The following is an 18,502-nucleotide window of genomic DNA, read 5'->3' as shown; positions in this document are numbered from 1 at the left end:
CGTGTTTCGATATATTGTCTGGCGCATCGCTGTGATGGTACCAACGCTGCTGATCATATCGGCGCTGGTGTTCACGATCATCGAGCTTCCCCCAGGCGATTACTTCGACAGCTATGTTTCCGAGCTTCGAGCCCAGGGCGAAGCGGTAGATTCCGACCGCATCCAAATGATGCGGAAGGAATATGGTTTCGACCAGCCGCCGGTCATTCGCTACTTCTACTGGGTCGGCGGGATGCTGCACGGCGATTTCGGCTATTCCTTCGAATATGAGCTGCCGGTTCGCGACGTCGTCGGGGACCGAATGTGGCTGACCGTGCTGGTTTCCTTCGTCACGATCATCTTCACCTGGCTCATCGCCTTTCCGATCGGCATGTACTCCGCCACACATCAATACAGTTGGGGCGACTACGGCCTTACTCTGTTCGGGCTTCTCGGCCTGGCCATTCCGAATTTCATGCTGGCGCTGATCCTGATGTATTTCGCCAACATCTGGTTCGGCACCTCCATCGGTCATCTCATGGACCCGCAATATCTCAGTGAGCCGATGAGCTGGGCCAAGGCGAAGTCCATCCTCGCCCATCTGTGGATCCCGGTCTTGATCATCGGCACCGGTGGCACGGCAAGCATGATCCGGCGGCTGCGCGCCAATCTGCTCGATGAGCTTCACAAGCAATATGTCGTGACCGCGCGCGCCAAAGGCCTTCATCCCTTCAGGGCGCTCGTCAAATATCCGCTGCGCATGGCGCTAAATTTCTTCATTTCCGACATCGGCTCTATCCTGCCGGCCATCATCTCCGGTGCCGAAATCACCGCGATAGTGCTATCTTTGGAAACGACGGGCCCGATGCTGATCAGAGCGCTGCAAAGCCAGGATATGTATTTGGCAGGGTCTTTCCTGATGTTTCTTGCCTTTCTGACCGTGATCGGTGTCCTGATTTCCGACCTGGCGCTGGCGCTGCTTGATCCACGAATTCGCTTGCAGGGCGGCAGCACCAAATGAACAAGCAATCGCCCCTGCCCGCTCCGGGTGCCCCACTGCAACACTATGTTTCCATCGCGCCCTTTGACCTGCAATCTGTCGAGGCGATGACGGCGGAGCAGTCGAAGGTCTTTCAGGCGTCGCAGTTGCGGCTGATGTGGTGGAAATTCCGCCGGCACCGGCTTGCCCTTGCATCCGGCATATTTCTGGCAGCGCTCTATTTCGGGATACTGATCTGCGAATTCCTGGCGCCCTACAATCTGCACACGCGCAACATGGACTACGTCTATTCGCCGCCGCAGCGGGTACACCTGTTCCACAACGGCCAGCTTATCGGGCCATTCGTCTATGGTCGCCAGATGACGCTGGATATGGACACACTCAAGCGCAACTATATCGACGAACCGGATGATGTTCAGCGGATTCGCTTCTTCTGCAAGGGCGACAGTTACCGGTTCTGGGGCCTCGTCGAAGGTGACAGGCATTTCTTCTGTCCTGCCGAAAAGGGCCAACTCTTTCTGGCCGGCACTGACAGGCTGGGGCGCGATGTGCTCTCGCGTATCATCTATGGCGCACGCATTTCACTGACAATCGGCCTTGTCGGCATCAGTTTCAGCTTCCTGCTCGGCATTGTCATAGGCGGACTGGCTGGGTATCACGGCGGTATCTTCGACCTGATCGTTCAACGGATAATCGAAGTTCTGCAATCGATCCCCAGCATTCCGCTATGGCTGGCTCTGGCGGCGATCATGCCGATAACCTGGAGTCCAATCCTGATCTATTTCGGCATCACCGTCATCCTCGGGCTGCTCCACTGGACCGGGCTGGCGCGGGCCGTGCGTTCAAAGCTTCTGGCTTTACGCGAGGAGGACTACGTTCTGGCCGCGCAATTGATGGGCGCCAGCAGCAGCCGCATTATCCGGCGGCACCTCATTCCCGGCTTCATGTCGCATTTGATCGCGACGGCGACGATCTCCATACCCGGCATGATCCTGGGCGAGACGGCGCTGAGCTTCCTTGGGCTGGGCCTGAGGCCACCGACAACCAGTTGGGGCATCCTGCTAACGGAGGCGCGCAGCGTCAGCGTGATCGCGTTCTATCCATGGCTGCTTTTGCCGATGTTGCCCGTTGTTCTCGTCATCTTGGCGTTCAACTTCCTTGGCGACGGCTTGCGGGACGCGGCAGACCCATACAAATGACATCGCCTATTACGACGCCCGCCGGGCCGCCAAGTCCACCCGGTACGACCCTCGTCGGCAGCCTGTTTGGTGGTTGCAGTGTCCATCGTCGGCCTCTATATGCGGCGAGGCGCGATCGGGGTTTAATCACGGGCATTACCGATCTCTTGATCTGGTTGAGGACACACAAAGCATATGAGTCGTCTCGAGAATTTCATCAGCAGGATGACCGCACAGCGTGACATTCTCGATTACGTCTGCCCCGAGGTGGCGAAGATGGAAGGGCTGGTGCTCGAGCTTGGCCTCGGCAATGGCCGGACGTTTCACCATCTGCGCGAGCGCCTGCCCGGGCGCCGGATCGTGGTGTTTGACCGCGAAGTCGGCGCACACGCCAGCTCAATTCCCGAAGCTGAAAACCTCGTGCTCGGCGAAATACGCGAAACCGGCCGCAAGTTCATTGGCATCGAAGCCGCCCTTGTTCATGCCGACATCGGCACCGGCTATGATGATCGCGATGCAGTGACCGCTACTTGGCTTCCCGATCTGATTGCGAGCCTGCTTCGCGTTGGCGGCTTCGCGGTCAGTGGCACGCCGCTCGATCACCCGCTGCTGCAACGCCTTCCGGCGCCGACGTCGGAGCCTGCCGATCGTTATTTCCTCTGCAAGCGCTTGTGAGCAGCCGAGAGCGCTTCACGGAGACGCTGCTCCAGCTTCTTGTTTTAACGCAATTGCCAAGCGAAAGCGTAGCCATTCTCCCGGAAACCATTTCACGCTTGTCCAGGAATTGCTCTGAAATTCCTCAGGGGATTGTATATACCGCGATCTCCCGCTCAATGCCGCGCAGCGAGACTTCGTGAGGCACGGGCGTCAGCGCGTTCCTGCGCAACAGATCGGCGGTGAGATTGTCGTCGACCACCGCGCGGGTGGCGAAGATCGCCTGTGCGTTGGCGAGGTTCTGGACCCGTGAAGCAATGTTGACCGTCTGGCCAAAATAGTCCTGCCGCTCGTTCATGGACACGGCGATGCAAGGGCCGGCATGGACTCCGATCTTGAGCAGCAGGTCCTCGCGGCCGCTTTTTTCATTGAGCCCACGCATGGCATCGCGCATCCTGAGGGCCGCGGCCACCGCACGATCAGGTGTCGCGAAGGTCGCCATCACCGCATCGCCGATCGTCTTCACCACCGCGCCCGCCTCGGCCGCGACGATCTCGTGCAGCACCTGGAAATGCTCGCGCACCAGATCGAAGGCTGACAGATCGCCCACCCGCTCGTAAAGCTCGGTCGATCCGCGCAGGTCGGTGAACAGGAAGGTCAGACTGGTGATCTTCAGCCGCTGGTTGATGTCGAGCGTGTCCGTGCGATAGAGATCGCGAAACGTCTGGTTGGTGAGCAAGCGCTTGGCGGTCAGGAAGGGCCGGCGCTTGCCCAGGAAATCATGCAATGCGTGGCCTGCGATGAAGACCGTCGGCAGCACGCGGGTGTCGGTCCTGTTTTCCAGGGAAATGCGCAAAGGGCCTGGTTGCATCTCCAACGTCTGGTTCTGGACATGGTCGCGGTCGAAAACCAAGGAGAGGCTTCGGCGCTCCTTTGTTGGTTCGCCCTTAGCATCGATGAACTGCGCTGAATGCGTGACCGGCTCGAACACGATGACGAATTCAGGCGGAAGCTGTATGGGCAGAACCGCCTTTTCACCGGGCGCAAGCTCGATATCCTCCAGCGCGAACGCTTCCATCTTCTCCGCCAAATCTTCTTCCGGCAGATCGGCGCCGGACGCTAAGTAGATCTGGCGGAAATATTCCACCAACGGCAGTTCGTGTGGAGTGTGGGCGGCAATCTTGCGTATGCGTGGACTGACGGTGAATGTCACCTCGACCATCTCGTCGAGGGTTGGCGAATAACCCTCGGAGCACAGCGCGCAGGTGTATTCGTCCTTCTGCATGGTTTTCAGCGTGGCGTTGGTGTCGAGCACGCCGCCGCAGCCGGGGCACAGAACATTCCAGGAGATGTCGAAGATGCCCACCCGCGCCGCATGCAGAAAGGCGCTGATGGTGCGTTCCTCGTCGACGCCATTCTTGCTGGCGAAGGCCAGCGCATTGATGCGGCAAAGCTCGCGGTCCTTGCCCTCGGCGATGGTTCGCCGGATCGCATCGATTGCCTGCGGATCGACATCGGTCGATTGCCGCAGAAGTGAGAAAAGATCCTGAGCTTCGGTCATCGTGCAGGCTCCGGAAAATGCGCCCCGAGGCGTATTGGCCGGACCGGGCTTCGGTCCGCGCACCCCATCTTACGTCGAAAGGGATCGAACGGCCATTCGAATGGATAGATCTGATGACAGCTCAATTTGCATGCGGCGGATTTTCACCGGCCGCAAGCGGCGCTAGGGTGGGTGCATGGGGCATTCATCTTTGGGGCATTCTCCCGTGCCGACATCCGACAACCCGCCACTTCCCGCGGCGCTACGGCTTTTCTCGGCAGGGGTCATTATCGTCCTCATCGTCGGCGCCGGCCTGTTTTTCGCGCCTGCGCTGGTCAAGCCGCGCTGGCCCTGGCCCGTCACGCCGTTCAGTGCCCGCTTTCTCGGCGGCTTCTACACCGCCGAAATGGCAGTGATGGCGGCGCTCTTATTCTGGAATCGCTGGTCGCCGGGCAGGCTCGTGCTGGTCATGGCGTTCATCTTCACCCTCATAGTGTCGGCGGTTTCGTTGATCAATCTCGGCTATTTCAACTTCGAGCGAAAAGCGGCCTGGCTCTGGTTTCTGGTCTATCTTGGTTCGGTCGCGATATCGGGGCTGTTCCTGTGGCGGGCCAGGGGCCGCCAGTCAGCAAATGGCGTGACCCCGAGCCCGGCATGGCGCAGCTACATGTTGGCGGAAACGGCGGTCCTTTGGCTCTATGGCTTGGGCATGTTGCTGTTTCCCGCTATGGTCAGCAGCACCTGGCCATGGACGGTCGATCCCTTTCACGCCCAGGTCTACAGCGCCATCTTCCTCGCCGGAGCTGGCGGCACCTACCTTATTTGGAAAAGCGCCCCGCGCGAAGAATTGCTGGTGCTAGGCTTGGCGCAATTTCTGGTCGGCCTGCTTTCCATCCTTGGCCTCGTCATCACCGACGGCGCGGTGCACCGGATCGACTGGACGGCGGCCGCTACATGGAGCTGGCTCGCCCTTTTCGGCTGGATCGGCATCAGCGGCGCCTTAAAACTCTACACCGCCTCTCGGTATTTTGGTTCGCAATCGACAGCATAGGCGGCAGAGACGGCTGGATTTTCAGGTGACGTCCGGTGCATCGTGTAGGGCCGATTGCATCGCCAGGAAAGCCATGACCAGCACGACCTCACCATCAGTGGAGAAAATCCAGCCGCAGCTCCGGGCCGTCCGGCCAGGCGATGCCGAGGCGCTTTGCGCCATCTTCAACATGCCAGGCTTTCGCTGGGGCACGCTCAGGATGCCGTTCGAGATGGTGGAGCAGGTTGAGCGGCGCATCGCCAAGTCCGGCCAGGAAACCACCTGGATCGTTGCCGAGCTGGACGGCAAGGTCGTCGGCCATGGCAGCCTGGTCGCGCAGGGTTCGCCGCGCCGTTCGCATATCGGCGAGATTAATATCGGCCTTGACGATGGCTTTGTCGGCAGGGGCATCGGCTCGGCCATACTTGGCGCGCTGCTTGACGTGGCCGACAACTGGCGCGCCCTGAAGCGGGTCGAATTGAGCGTCTATGTCGACAACGAACCCGCCATCCACCTCTACACCAGCCACGGCTTCGAGGTCGAAGGCCGGCATGTGAAGGCCGGTTTTACCGACGGCCAGTACCGCGACCTCCTGAGCATGGCCCGGCTGCGGTTCTAAGATCCGCTTTTATCAACGTGCTGGCGACACGAGCGCGGTCGACAGCAGGTATCCTCGGAGTGCCGGGACAGCGACAACACGCAATCTGAGGCTCATTGCATCATCTCTCACAACCCAGTTTATGGCGTTGACGTAGACAATTCGTGCCGGATCCGCTCTCACTTGGCGTTTGCCCCGCAAGCGGTTAGACGGGACCGATGACCGACGTCTTTGATCCAACCCCTGCGCCTCCGGCGGAAATTCTGGCTGTGCTGTCGCTGCTCTGCCCGGAAGTCGTGCGTGACATCGAGCAGAACTGGAATGCGCCGGTTTCCGACTACGCCCGCCAGCTGTGGCGCCCGGTGGCAAGGCCCGTATCGGGCCCGGCGATCGCTGCCCGCTCGATGCTGCGCGAAGTCCTGCATCAGCGCCTCGGTGTAATTATGCAGCCTGAGGAGATCGGCAAGACCCTCGATGAGTTCGAGTACAGACCGGTGATCCAGTCCGGTCTGCACTGCCTGCTTCTGATGGATCGGATCACCTTCGATTCCCTCCTGTTTGCCTGGCTCGGCGCGGTCGAAAACGAGCTGTCAGCCTTCGTCGGCTTCATGGGAACGACGATGACCATGGAGACAATTGGCCGGGAGGGGCCCGGATGGCTCCATGTCGGTGACGACAAGGTCAACCTGTTTGGCATGGGGCGCCACAAGCTGTGCCGCAAAAGCGCCTGCGCGGCCGGTCCCGTCTCCCTCAACAAGCGCGCGCTCGAAGCGGTGGGCGATGAAACGGATGCCAGCCGCTGGCTAGGTACACTGCTTGCCCACCAGGATAAGGTCTTTGGAACCGCCGCCGATGCCATAACAGCGCTGAACGAGGATCTGGTCGCCAATTGGGATCGCTCCGGCATGGCCCTGCCGGTTTTCATCGATGATCGGCTCGCCGCGGCTGCCATGGCGCGGCATCTACGACATGACGGCAGTCTTCTTTCCAGGCTGCTCATCGAACCCGCAAGACGCCGGCGCCTCGAACATGCCTTGCAAGAGGCGGCATCGGGTCCATTCGGCAGGTTCCTCCCCAATGCCACGGACTATTTCTGGGGCATCCGCGAGGAGCGCGTGCGCAAGCTCGTTCTTGAGAACGGGAACCTGATCGAGCCTGACAAGCCGCATGGTCTTTCCATCCCGTTCGAGCGGCCACATCTTAGGCAGGCGCTGCTGGACGGCGTGCTGCTGCCGAACTTGTTCCTGACGTTCCTGGTTCTCGCCATCTTGCCGCGGGTGCGGGTTGTCGGCGGCCTGAGACAGATTGGCTATGTAGCGCTTTTCCACTCGATCCTCCTAGCTGCGTTGGACGAAACCGCATCGGAAGAGCGTGATCTGGCTGCGGAGCTGCAGGTAAGGGAAAATGCTTGGGGCACCCGGGTCATCGATGAAAAGATTTCGGTCCGCGAGCAGCTTGCCGGCCTGCCGGAAGGGGCGCTCTTCGCGGACCTGCTCCGGCAATACCGTTCGCGGACATTTGCCGAGGCCACCGACAACCTGAAACTGATTCGCGAAAACGCGCGATGGCGCAAGATCGGCCAAGCCTACAGCGTCTGATCCCGCCGCATGGCCTCACCTGTCATTGCTCTATACCGGCCTTGCGGAGCCCCTCCACCATGAGTTCGAAATCGGCAGGGTTCTTGTAGGGCAGGACTTTGCGACGGTATTCCAGCGAATAGTCAGGATTGACGCGAAGCACCTCCTGCCATGCCGCTTGGGCCTCGGCGAAACGGCCCAGATGGCCGTAGCTGGCGGCCAGAAGCGCCCGCGAGACGTCGGTGACAGCGTTGCGAGCCAGCCGTTGCATCAAGAGGTCAGCGGCCTCTTCGTACCTTCCAAGTTGAAACAAGGCCAAAGCCTGAAAGTGGAGAAGCACATCCGGGAAATATGGATTCAAGGTTTTCCCCCGGGCAAAACTCTCGACGGCGTCTTCGGATCTGCCCGAATAGTACAACGCCTCGCCGAGGGCAACGTGCGCTTCGGCGAAGTTCGGATTGAGGACTAGCGCGCGCTCGGCCTCGTCGATGGCCCCATCGTGTCGCCGTGTGTACAGCTTGACAATAGCAAGCGCCCAGTGCGCCCAGGGATCGCTGCCATCCAGCATTACCGCTCGCGTTGCGGCCTCTTCCGCTTGCGTCATCGATTCCGGGGGCGACGCACCCCACCGGTTCAGGTAATCGATGCCGTGGGTAAGGGCCAGGAATGCGTGGGCAGAGGCAAATTTCGGGTCAAGTTCGATGGCACGTTGCAAGAGGTCGCGAGCCGCGACGTTCGTCTCCCTTGTCAGCCGGTGCCACAGCTCCCTGCCCCGCAGGAAATAGTCATACGCCTCCGTGTTGCGCGGGTACTCGGTAGCCAGCCGCTGCCGATCACCCGCGGTCAGATTAAGCGCCAGCGCGCCGACGATCTGTTGCGTCACGTCGTCCTGCACGGCGAATATGTCGGTCAGGTCGCGATCGAACCGCTCCGCCCAAAGATGGCCGCCCGAGGTTGCGTCGATGAGCTGCGCGGTGATGCGCACCCGGTTCCCCGACTTGCGTACGCTACCCTCAAGAACATACCGCACGCCGAGTTTCGTGCCCACCTCCTGCACACCGACGTTCTGGCCCTTGAAGGTGAACGACGAATTGCGTGCGATGACGAAGAGCTGCGACAGTTTGGACAGGGCCGTGATGATATCCTCGGAGATGCCGTCGGCGAAGTAGTCCTGTTCGGCGTCACCGCTCATGTTGGCGAACGGCAGCACGGCGATCGACAGCTTCGGCGGCACTGCCGCAGCCGGCCGGCTAGTTGCGCTTTCCGGGATGGCGGTCCCGGCGCTGCCAACTTGGAGCGAATAGACCCGGATCGGCTCGGCGATGTTCTTGAGCTGTGTGCTGCCGAGATCGCTGACGGAGAGGTCGAGCCTGGCCTTGACCTGGCGATAGGCATCCTCGGACAGGCAGATGGCGCCGGCCGCCGCGAGTCCCTCCAAACGCGAAGCGATGTTGACGCCGTCGCCCATCAGGTCGCCGTCGCTTTCTTCGACCACATCTCCCAGATGGATGCCGATCCTGAACTCGATACGGCGGTCTTGCGGCACGCCGGCATTGCGCTCAACCATACCATTCTGAACCTCTATGGCGCATCGCACGGCATCCACCACACTGCGGAACTCAACCAGCGCCCCATCGCCAGTGCGCTTGATCACCCGGCCGTGGTGCACTGCGATGATCGGATCGATCAGGTCGCTGCGCAGTGCCCGCAACCTCGCCAATGTACGATCTTCGTCCGCGCTCGCGAGCCGGCTATATCCGACCACATCCGCAGCTAGAATTGCGGCTAGCTTACGATTCTCGCTCAAGGGTCCGTCTCCTTATCTTCACGATAGCAGGAAGACCGAACCAAGAGGGAACTTTCGCAACCGACAGCCACGCAGAACCGAATTGGCTGCGCGCTGTCACAGGTCCCACCCGATCGCCCGATGCCCATTTGCGCTGCCGCTTGCCCATCGACGGCTATGGGTTCATGCTTGTGAATACACGGGCCGGGAAATGCGTAGGGAGAACACGCCGTCACGGCCCCTAGTGAGGTCTGGCTCGATGGACTGCGCAGGCTGCGGTTTCGAGGTTGAGGGCGGTTACGCTTTCTGTCCGAGGTGTGGCAAGCGCCAGCCCGTGCCATGCGCCAGTTGCGGTTATCCCTGCGCATCTGATTTCGGGTTCTGTCCGAAATGTGGGGCAAGCGTCGGTGTGCCCGCAAAAGCCGTCGAACGGCTTGCTCCGACACCAAGCCGAACCATTGTGCCGCCCTCTCGAACTCCGTCGCTGCTTCCGAACATTGATAACGACGAACGGCTGCAGCCCATCTCTGACGCCGATCGCCGGACGGTAACCGTCCTCTTTGCCGACCTTTGCGGCTTCACGACACTCAGCGAGCAGCTCGACCCCGAGGTCATGCAAACCCTGCAGAACGAGCTGTTCAAGGAATTGACGGCGGCGGTGCGAAATTTTGGTGGTTTCGTCGACAAATTCATCGGCGATGCACTGCTCGCTTTATTCGGTGCACCGGTCGCGCATGAGGACGATCCGGAGCGTGCGCTTCGCGCCGCTCTCGACATGATCGCCCGGACGGCGCGGCTCGGCGAAAGCACCTCTCACTCCGGCTCGCCTCTATTACTTCATATTGGCATAAACACTGGCCCCGTCGTTACTGGACGATTAGGCATCGGCACCGCCAAATCCTATTCGGTGACCGGCGACACCGTGAATACAGCACAACGCCTGCAATCGCTGGCCGCACCGGGTGAAGTGCTGGTAGGCGAACTCACTCACAGGCTGACCCGGCATGCCTTCTCTTACGAGTCGATGGGTGATGTCGTGCTTCGCGGCAAGGCTGGCAGTGTGCTCGTCCATCGATTGGATGCACCGCTTGCGGTGCCGCGTGCAGCGCGTGGGCTCGAGGCGCTCGGCCTCAGCGCGCCGATGATAGGTCGTGCTGCGGAGCTCGACAGAATGCTGGCGAGCCTTGACCGGGCGTGCGGCGGCACGGCCCAACTTGTCCGCCTCGTCGGAGAAGCCGGTATCGGGAAATCGCGGCTGGTGAAGGAGTTCGTCGCCCGTGTCGGCGACGAGGACCGTTTTCGCAACGTCGCCGTGCGACAGACCACGTGCTCACCACTGGGCGAACAATCATTTGGCGCCTTGGGCGCAGTGGTGCGCAGTGCTGCCGGGATGATGCAAAACGACGATGGGGACGATATGCGGGGGAAGCTCTCAGGCTTGCTTGCCGATCTCGGCCTGCAGGGCGAGGAGGCGAAGCGGCTGATGCCTTTGCTCTACCATGTGGTTGGGCTTGGCGACCCGGATGCCACCTTGCAGCATGTCGAACCCGAGCAGCTCCGGCGACAAATTTTCTACGCGGTCCGCACCATCATCGAACGGCGGCTTGCGTTGTCGCCGCTGTTGATTGTCGTCGAAGACCTGCACTGGGCCGACGCCGTTTCGCTCGAGGCACTACGTTTCGTGATGGACAGGTTGGAACGCACGCGGTTGATGGTGCTAGTCACGCATCGCTCGGCACCGGAGAGCGGCCAACTCGACTCAAGTCGGGTCAGTCACACGGCGCTCAGGCTTTCACCGCTCAACAGCGATGAAGGACGCAGCCTGCTGGCGGCGCTTTTCGGCGAGAGCTGGGTAAGCTCCGCAGCAGGGCTCGTCGATCAGATCCTCGACCGAGCTGGTGGCAACCCTCTTTTTGTCGAGGAGATTGTTCGCGGCCTTGTTGATCGCGGTGTACTGGTGCGCGAGGGGCAGCGATGGCGGACCGTAGCAGGCGAAGTCGCAACCGACATTCCCGCCACAGTCCAGGCAATGTTGCTCACTCGCTTCGACCGGCTGCCACAAGAAGTGCGCCGGTTGGCCCAGGAAGCCGCGGTAATCGGGCCGCGCTTCGATGCCACCCTTCTGAGGACCGTGACAGCCGACCCCGCCTGGCTAGAAGCCGGCTGCGAACTGCTTTGCGATGCGGAAATCATCGAGGAAGTTGCCGGATCAGGCTCTGTCTCGTCGCAAAGCTACCGCTTTACGCAAACCTTGCTGCAGGACGTGATCTACCAGAATCTGCTCCGGCAACGCCGGACCGAAATCCACGGGCGGATAGGTGCTGCCTTGGAGCAACTGTGCGGCGATAATCCGGAACGGCTCGAGGACTTGACCGTGCTCGGTCACCAGTTCGCACAAAGCGCCGAGCGGGAGAAGGGCGCGCACTACCTGCAGGCGGCCGGCGATCGCGCCCGCATGATATACGCCAACGACGACGCCCTTCGTTTCTACGAGCGAGCATTGACTGCGTTGGAGGCGACCGGGCAAACACCGCTCAAACTTACAATTACCGAGCGCATTGCCGATTTGAGCGGCTCGGCGGGCCGCCGCGAGATCGCGCACCACCACTACGAGGCGGCCTTGCAGGCATACCGTGAGTCGGCTGATCGCGTAGCCTCTGCCCGCGTTCTGCGTAAAATCGGTCGGCTGCTCTGGGACGTCGGCAAGCGGGACAAAGCAGAATTCCGCTACGCTGAAGCGGCAGCGCTCCTCGATGGAGCGGATGCTCCGGTCGAGCAGGCGCATCTCTGGCAAGAACGTGGCCGACAAGCGTTCCGTAGCGGAGATCACGATCTCGCGGCAAAATGGGCAGACGCGGCGTTGGATTGCGTACGCACTCTGACAGCAGAGCATGTTTCCGAGGCGGGGCGCGGTGCCACTCTCGTAACCGCCGAGGCACTTAATACGAAGGCTGTCGCGCTGGCTCGCCTTGGGCGAAACTGTGAAGCCGTGCGTCAGGTCGAGCATAGCATTGAATTGGCCGAAGCCGCCGGTCTGCTGGGCACGGCCTGTCGCGGCTATACCAATCTAGGTGTGCTTTACACGACCATCGATCCCGCACGGGCGATGGAGGTCTGTCGACGCGGTCTTGAAGTCGCGCGCCATATTGGGGATTTGGGCTTCCAGGCGCGCCTCCTCGCCAATCTGGCGGTGGCTTGTTGTACTTTCACCGATCGCTGTCCAACGGAGGGCGTGCCTGCTGCCGAAAAGGCCATCGAGATCGACCGGGCACTCGACCAGCGCGAGCACCTGGCGGTGCCGTTAATCGTGCTTGGGCAGATTCACCAGTGCAACGGCCATCCGGAACTGGCCGTCGGCTTGTTCCACGAAGCACTGGACGTCGCCCGCGAAACGGGCGAGCCCCAACTGCTGTTTCCGTGCTATGATGGTCTAGCAACGCTTAATCTCGACCTCGACAATCTGGCGGAGGCCGAACGCTACTTTTCCCTGGCGCAGGGTATATGCGCCCAGCACGGGCTCGACCCGGAAGCGCTTGTGGTGCTGCCTTTTCTCGACTAGCCGGGATAGGGGGTTGGACATGTCCGCGCCTAGTGAATTGCTACCACTTCAACCGGGCGACCGGGCGCCGAACCTGGTACTCGACGCCATTACCCAGGAAGGCAAGATTGCGCTTGACGACTTTCGCGGGCAAAAACCGGTGCTGGTCGGCCTGTTTCGAGGTTTGCATTGTGCGTTTTGCCGGCGCCACATCGCCGCCCAGGCGCGGCTTGACCCGGAGCTGCGCGAAAGGGGCGTGGAGAGCCTGACGGTGGTCAACACGCCGATCGAACGGGCGCGTCTCTATTTCCGCTACCACCCGATGCCGAACCTGCTTGCGGCCTCGGACCCGGAACGCGCTTCACATCGTGCTTTTGGGCTGCCTAATCTCCAATTCACCGAGAACGAGACGAACTGGCCGTACAAGGTCGCGATGGCAGCGGCACAGGATATGCGGGTCGACATACCTGGCGAATTGCCCGGTCCCATGGATCCTATGACAGCCGCCGCAATCCTCGACAAGAAGGACCACTACGAGCTTACCGAAGCCGACGAGCAGATGATCGCAACGGGACATGGACAACTGGTCGGTCAGTTCCTGCTGGACCGGCAGGGGATCGTCCGCTGGAGCTTCACGGAGGTGCCAGAAGGTGGGCGATACATGTTTGGGGCGCCAAACCCGCAAGAGCTGATGTCAGCCGTGTCCCAAGTCGCCCAATAGACCGTCGGCGGTCACCATCGGGTCAAACTTCGCGTTACAGCTTGGGGCTTGAGATGAATGAGCCCAGGATCGGCACTGCTGCGCGGCAATCAGGCCGGGAGCCGCCACATTCTCACACGACCTGTACCACGCAATTCCGTTTCCTCGAGTGGGTCGCAAGCAAAATTTGGCCCAAGCATTTGGCGAGTTGCATCCGAAATGCGGATTTCATCGGGCTCCGCGGAGGTTTGAATACGCGAGGCGAGATTAACCGTCTCGCCCCACAAATCATAGGCGAACCGCCTCTTGCCTATGACGCCGGCGACGATTGGCCCTGAGTGAATTCCAATTCTGAGTCTCAGCGGTTCTCCTGCGAAGCGTTCGCGCTTGACCGCCTTACGCAGCTCAAGTGCATAGCGCGCGAGTGCCTTCGCATGATCGGCTCGCGCGGTGGGCAGGCCAGCGACCACCATCACACAATCGCCGATTGTCTTGATCTTTTCGCAGCCGTATCGTTCCGAGAGCCGATCCGCCGTCTTGAAGAAGTAATTTAAAATTGCGAGTGTCGTTACGGCTCCGACGCTCCGCGCTCGTTCTGTAAAACCGACTATGTCGGCAAAAAGCACACTCACTTCTGCGTGGTTGTCAGCAATTTTTTTGTGCGCCTTCAGCCGCTCCGCGATCGACGCCGGAAGTATGTTGAGGAGCAGGGTTTCGGCGCGATGGTATTCACGCGCCAATCCTTCCTGGCTCTTCCTCAACGCCTCGTTCGTCGATTGTAATTCCTTGTTGAGTTGACGCTCCCTCTCTTGCAGGAGGGTCATTTCATAAGCCTTTTGTTGAAGCCGCTGCCTATTGTCGCGTTCGGCAGTGGCGTCAAGAAAGAGCAGCCACACGCAGGCATTGTCAGCAAAAAAATGAAGGTCAGCGACACGCCCGCTGGGCAGTTCGACCATGGCAATGTGAAACGGAAGCTCCGGGCAAGGCAGCAAACCTTCCATGAATTCAAGCTGCTCGGCAACGGGCTCGCCAATGCGAAGCGATGAGAGCCCGTAATGCTCAACATTACCGCCCTTCGCAGCCACGCAAAACTGAGTGTCGATTTTCAGATAAGCGACGGAGTTCCCATTGTAGAAGAAGTTGAAAATCCAACTGCTGACTTCTTTTGGCAATCCATGCATGATCTACTTGGTTACCATCAAAGCAAGTTGACGAAATGCATCATCGACATTATCACCCGAGAGCGCACTCGTCAGATATATTTGCCATCCACGCTGCCTGAGTTCGTTGATATCACTCTCCGATATTGCCCACCGATCGGCCAGGTCGGATTTGTTGATCAGCACTACGAACGGCATTGCGCCGAATTCAGCCTCGACCCGTTCGCGCAGCGTGAGCGCCACGGCAAGCGTCGCAGCGCGGGTCCCATCGACGACTAGCACAAGCCCGGTTGCACCTCGAACATAGCTGACGCGGAATGAGCCGATGTCGTCTTCGCCGGCCAAGTCCCACAAAATCAGATCGACGGTTTTATCTGGGAGTGCGACATTCTTCTTGTCGATTTTCACTCCCACCGTGGTCAGGTAGGTTTCTGAAAAGATGCTTTGCACAAACCTGCGAACCAGGCTCGTCTTTCCGACAGCGAACCCGCCCAGCATGCAGATCTTTTTTTGCACCATCTTGGGCTCCCCTAGTCCAGGTTTACCGTAATCGAAACCCGGCGATTGGTGGAGCTCCCGGCTTGACTGTTTTCAGGCACCAGCGGCTCAAAAGTGCCCGCGCCCCGAACCAGCAGCAGTTCCGGAGCGACGCCGCGTTTGTTGAGAAGCGCGCGAACGGTCTCGGCACGGGCTGCACTGATCGACGCGTTGGCCGTCTCACGGCCTGTGGCGTCCGAATGCCCGGTCAACATGAAACGCGCTGCCACGCCTGACTTGCGGGCATTTTGGGCGAATTCCTTGATTTGATCCGCCAGCCTGTCGAGAACCGGCAGTTGCTCTGGTCCCGGCACAACTTTGCCGGAAGAGAAGAAAATATCAGTCGTCTGGATGGCCTCTCTCAAATAATTAAGTTCTTCGAGGTTCAACTCGCGCAGTTGCGAGACATCCAGAACCACTCCGTCCGCCGAAAGCTGTTCGGCAGCGGCCTGCGCCCGGTTGATCCAAGCGACAGGAGCCTCCCCCACGACTAGGATGCGACCTTGGATGATCGAAAGCTGAACCGATTTCGGCGGGGACAGCGACGCCGTCAGCCGCTTCACCACGAACTTTGGATCAAGGCTCTGAAAGAATTGCCACTGTGAGTGAACGCGGGCAGGATCGATCTGCGTTCCGGACAGCAGAGCTTGCGGGTCGGCGGCAAGCGGGTCTCTCAGGCCGGAAATGTAGAATTGGCCGCCCCTAACCGTTTGCTGAGCGACGATGATTCCCGATTGGGCTTCAAGTCGCGACACATAATACTGCCAGTGCTCCGCCTCGCGTGCTTCTGGGCTCACATCACGAACCTTGGAGATGTCGAATTCCGGTCCGCCTACTGAAAGCTGTCGGGCCGCGGCGCGCGCCCGATCTATCCAAGTGTCGGGAGCCTCACCCTCGGCAACGATGCGCCCATCGACGATGGCAAGCCGTACTGACTCCGGCGGAGCCAGCGACGCCGTCAGCCGCTTCAACACGAACTCCGGTTCAAGGCTCTGATAGAATTGCCACTGCGAATGGACCCTGCCGGGATCGACCTGCGTTCCCGACAGCAGGGCTTGCGGGTCGGCGGCAAGCGGGTCTCTCAGGCCGGCAATATAGAATTGGCCATCGCGTATGTTTTGTTCGGCAACGATGATGCCCGGCTGGCTCTCCAGTCGCGACACATAAGCCTGCCAGCGCTGCCCGGATTGCCATGAAAGAAAGAACCAACCGCCTGCCAGAACCAACAGCAGCAGGCCCAGGCCCACCACCAGCCACGGAAATCCCTGGTTTGATTCCTCCTGCTTCAGCTCGACGCAGGCCTGCAACTGCGCCTCTATGCCGGCCAACTGCGACCCGTCGCCGTCAAACTCCATTAAAGCCTGCGAGTATTCCTCATGGACACGGAGCAACACGTCGCGAACTATGTCATGCAATCCTTCTGGGGGGTTTCCTCGGATCACCGAAACCAGGGTCGCGAACGGTCCTACTTCTGACCAGAGACGAAGGTCGCCAAAACGAATAGTGTCCAGGCCGCTCTGCTCCTTCTCGTTGAATGAGTCCTTCACAAAGTCTTGGATTGCACTCAGCATAGAAGAGATCAGTTGAGGATCTTCGCTCGTCGCATTGTCGGCAGCTACATGCGCTATCAAGAGTCCAGAAGTGCGGTTAATCAGAAAGACATGTTCAACACGATATAAAAGAGAATGCTTCAGCACAACTTCCGAAAAGCTGGCTCCAGTTCTCCAAGATTCAAGTCTCCACTTTAGGCCATGCCAGGTAAATATATGCCTTAAGGTTTCATTCAGCGACTGAAAAGTCTGGTCGATCTTTTCCCCGATTGACTTGCGAATTGCTGGAAGAAACACAGGGTATAATATATCCGTCAGCGTGCGCGGGCTCTTCTGGATCGACCGTTGCACAGCCCTTTCGACAGCCGGCGCAAGCGCCTCACCGAGTTGCGCATGAGGCGCTCGTGCGGCTGCATTGGGAAGCACGTCGCCCACTGCTGCGGCAAGCTGCTCCGGTTCGTCGAGCAGATGCGTAACTCGTGAAAGCTCTGAAATTTCGCGGCTGACCAGCAACTGGCGCAGCGTTTCCATGCGAGGATCGGCGGTTGGAACTCCTCCGAGACGCGCACGGTAGTCCGGATCAACGTTCCGAGCAATTTCGATCAAAAGACGGGCCAGAGCCTCGCGATCAATCTCTGTATCGTTCGAGGCTGTTCTTTGCGGAAGGCTGATTGGGTCGACGGTCGACGTCAAATCCGATCAACTCACTTTCCAGCTACGGTCCGAGTTGTTCTTGCTGCCGACGGGATCCTGATTCAGACATTTTGCAACCTCGACAAACAGGCCGGCCAAAAGATTTCGGTCGGTCTTGACGTTGCCGAGATCGGAAAACATTTTCTCCATCAGCATCTGAATGCCTTCATTCTTTTGCTTGATTTCCTCACGCAGCAAATGATCGTTTCGATTTATCCGGTCGGCAATTTCGCGCTCAAGCTCGTTCACTTGATCCGACAACGCGCGCACCTGCTTTTCAAGCGCTTGATTTTGCTCGCGAAGATTCCGGTCAATCTCCTTGTCGGCGTCGGCTCGCGCGTCTTTTTCGTTCCGCAATTGCGCCGCAAGCGAGTCGACCTGCTTTTTCGCGTTTGACTCGTACATTTCAAGATTGCGCTTGGCCTCGGATTCGACATCCTTGAAGCGCTGCAAGACCCGTTCTTCAAGCTTGGAAAAGCGGCGATCATAGTCCTGCATCTGGTTGCCGAACAGCAGATCACGTATCTTGTCGACACCTACAGCATCGCCGGGGGTCCCGCTCTCGCGAGCCTGGCCCGCCATGAAGGCGAGCCCGTTTGCGTCTGCATTACTTGTCAGATTTCCGTCCGCTTTATTTGCCGGAGAAGCGGTACTCGAAGATTCCTTGGCCATCCGTATACCCTTCATTTAAACAGCTAACACCGTGCTAATTTAGCAACTAGTAAAGATGTCAGCAAAACACCCGGCTCGCAAGCCGGAATCTTTTCCGCCTTAGCGGGTTCACGCGTAAATTTGACATGCTGATCGAGCTCGACAATCAACCAGCGAACAGGCCCTTTTGCGGAACCATGTACGCAAATTGGCGGCCGTCGTCGAGCACTGCGGCATCGAGATCGAGTGCCTTGGACCCATCATCAGCAACTGCGGCGCTCGACTGCGGTTCCGATCAGTTCGATCAGGATCGGCTTGCCCTCGCGTGTTC

The 18,502-nt window shown here is 59.6% G+C and carries 14 protein-coding genes; 8 read left to right on the top strand and 6 right to left on the bottom strand.

The genetic code is table 11. The features are described from left to right. The first annotated feature begins 1 nt into the window (after window position 1). From X741_RS160115 to X741_RS160125, 3 genes are all read left to right on the top strand, one after another. A complete protein-coding gene (locus tag X741_RS160115) occupies window positions 2-1,000 on the top strand; it encodes an ABC transporter permease (RefSeq protein ID WP_023767396.1) in 999 nt (332 codons plus the stop codon). Beyond that, window positions 997-2,178, top strand: a complete 1,182-nt coding sequence (locus X741_RS160120; protein WP_031249832.1) for an ABC transporter permease — start codon at window positions 997-999, stop codon at window positions 2,176-2,178. The genes X741_RS160115 and X741_RS160120 overlap by 4 nt, the downstream gene beginning before the upstream one ends. A gap of 174 nt (window positions 2,179-2,352) precedes the next feature. Then, the gene (locus X741_RS160125) at window positions 2,353-2,832 is read left to right on the top strand and encodes a class I SAM-dependent methyltransferase (RefSeq protein ID WP_023767398.1); all 480 of its coding nucleotides are present in this window, start codon (window positions 2,353-2,355) and stop codon (window positions 2,830-2,832) included. A gap of 124 nt (window positions 2,833-2,956) precedes the next feature. Here the strand turns inward: X741_RS160125 and X741_RS160130 are convergent, their stop codons facing one another. Further along, window positions 2,957-4,372 (bottom strand): adenylate/guanylate cyclase domain-containing protein, encoded by a 1,416-nt coding sequence (locus X741_RS160130; RefSeq protein WP_023767399.1) that lies wholly within the window; start codon window positions 4,370-4,372, stop codon window positions 2,957-2,959. Window positions 4,373-4,577: 205 nt separating this feature from the next. Between X741_RS160130 and X741_RS160135 the strand changes: the two genes are divergently transcribed. The 3 genes from X741_RS160135 (at window position 4,578) to X741_RS160145 (ending at window position 7,577) form a co-directional block, all read left to right on the top strand. Further along, window positions 4,578-5,402 (top strand): hypothetical protein, encoded by an 825-nt coding sequence (locus tag X741_RS160135; protein ID WP_031249831.1) that lies wholly within the window; start codon window positions 4,578-4,580, stop codon window positions 5,400-5,402. A 73-nt stretch (window positions 5,403-5,475) separates the two neighbouring features. Then, entirely contained in the window at window positions 5,476-6,000 is a 525-nt protein-coding gene (locus X741_RS160140) for a GNAT family N-acetyltransferase (RefSeq protein ID WP_023776692.1), read from the top strand. A 383-nt stretch (window positions 6,001-6,383) separates the two neighbouring features. Next, window positions 6,384-7,577 carry a hypothetical protein gene (locus tag X741_RS160145; protein ID WP_245272659.1) on the top strand — a complete coding sequence of 398 codons (1,194 nt, stop codon included), beginning with the start codon at window positions 6,384-6,386 and terminating at the stop codon, window positions 7,575-7,577. Between the two features lie 22 nt (window positions 7,578-7,599). Here the strand turns inward: X741_RS160145 and X741_RS160150 are convergent, their stop codons facing one another. Then, a complete protein-coding gene (locus tag X741_RS160150) occupies window positions 7,600-9,363 on the bottom strand; it encodes an adenylate/guanylate cyclase domain-containing protein (RefSeq protein ID WP_023776690.1) in 1,764 nt (587 codons plus the stop codon). A 238-nt stretch (window positions 9,364-9,601) separates the two neighbouring features. Between X741_RS160150 and X741_RS160155 the strand changes: the two genes are divergently transcribed. Together X741_RS160155 and X741_RS160160 are read left to right on the top strand one after the other, a co-directional pair. Beyond that, on the top strand, window positions 9,602-12,901 hold the full coding sequence (locus X741_RS160155) for an adenylate/guanylate cyclase domain-containing protein (RefSeq protein ID WP_023776689.1): 3,300 nt from the start codon (window positions 9,602-9,604) through the stop codon (window positions 12,899-12,901). 19 nt (window positions 12,902-12,920) lie between these two features. After that, complete coding sequence (locus tag X741_RS160160) at window positions 12,921-13,601, top strand: redoxin domain-containing protein (protein WP_023767405.1); 681 nt, start codon at window positions 12,921-12,923, stop codon at window positions 13,599-13,601. 89 nt (window positions 13,602-13,690) lie between these two features. On the opposite strand, the gene X741_RS160165 is transcribed toward X741_RS160160, so the two are convergent. Genes X741_RS160165 through X741_RS160180 form a run of 4 tightly spaced genes read right to left on the bottom strand, consistent with a single transcriptional unit; the run spans window position 13,691 to window position 18,192 of the window. Then, complete coding sequence (locus X741_RS160165; protein WP_023776688.1) at window positions 13,691-14,761, bottom strand: adenylate/guanylate cyclase domain-containing protein; 1,071 nt, start codon at window positions 14,759-14,761, stop codon at window positions 13,691-13,693. Between the two features lie 3 nt (window positions 14,762-14,764). Beyond that, a complete protein-coding gene (locus X741_RS160170) occupies window positions 14,765-15,259 on the bottom strand; it encodes a Rab family GTPase (protein ID WP_023776687.1) in 495 nt (164 codons plus the stop codon). 11 nt (window positions 15,260-15,270) lie between these two features. Beyond that, window positions 15,271-17,520, bottom strand: a complete 2,250-nt coding sequence (locus X741_RS160175) for an OmpA family protein (RefSeq protein ID WP_023776686.1) — start codon at window positions 17,518-17,520, stop codon at window positions 15,271-15,273. A gap of 6 nt (window positions 17,521-17,526) precedes the next feature. Further along, window positions 17,527-18,192, bottom strand: a complete 666-nt coding sequence (locus X741_RS160180) for a hypothetical protein (RefSeq protein ID WP_031249829.1) — start codon at window positions 18,190-18,192, stop codon at window positions 17,527-17,529. Between the last annotated feature and the right edge of the window lie 310 nt (window positions 18,193-18,502).

Origin of the sequence: Mesorhizobium sp. LNHC221B00 (assembly GCF_000502935.1) — a bacterium.
Taxonomy (GTDB): Bacteria; Pseudomonadota; Alphaproteobacteria; order Rhizobiales; family Rhizobiaceae; genus Mesorhizobium; species Mesorhizobium opportunistum.
This window is presented reverse-complemented; position numbering and strand designations above follow the sequence as displayed.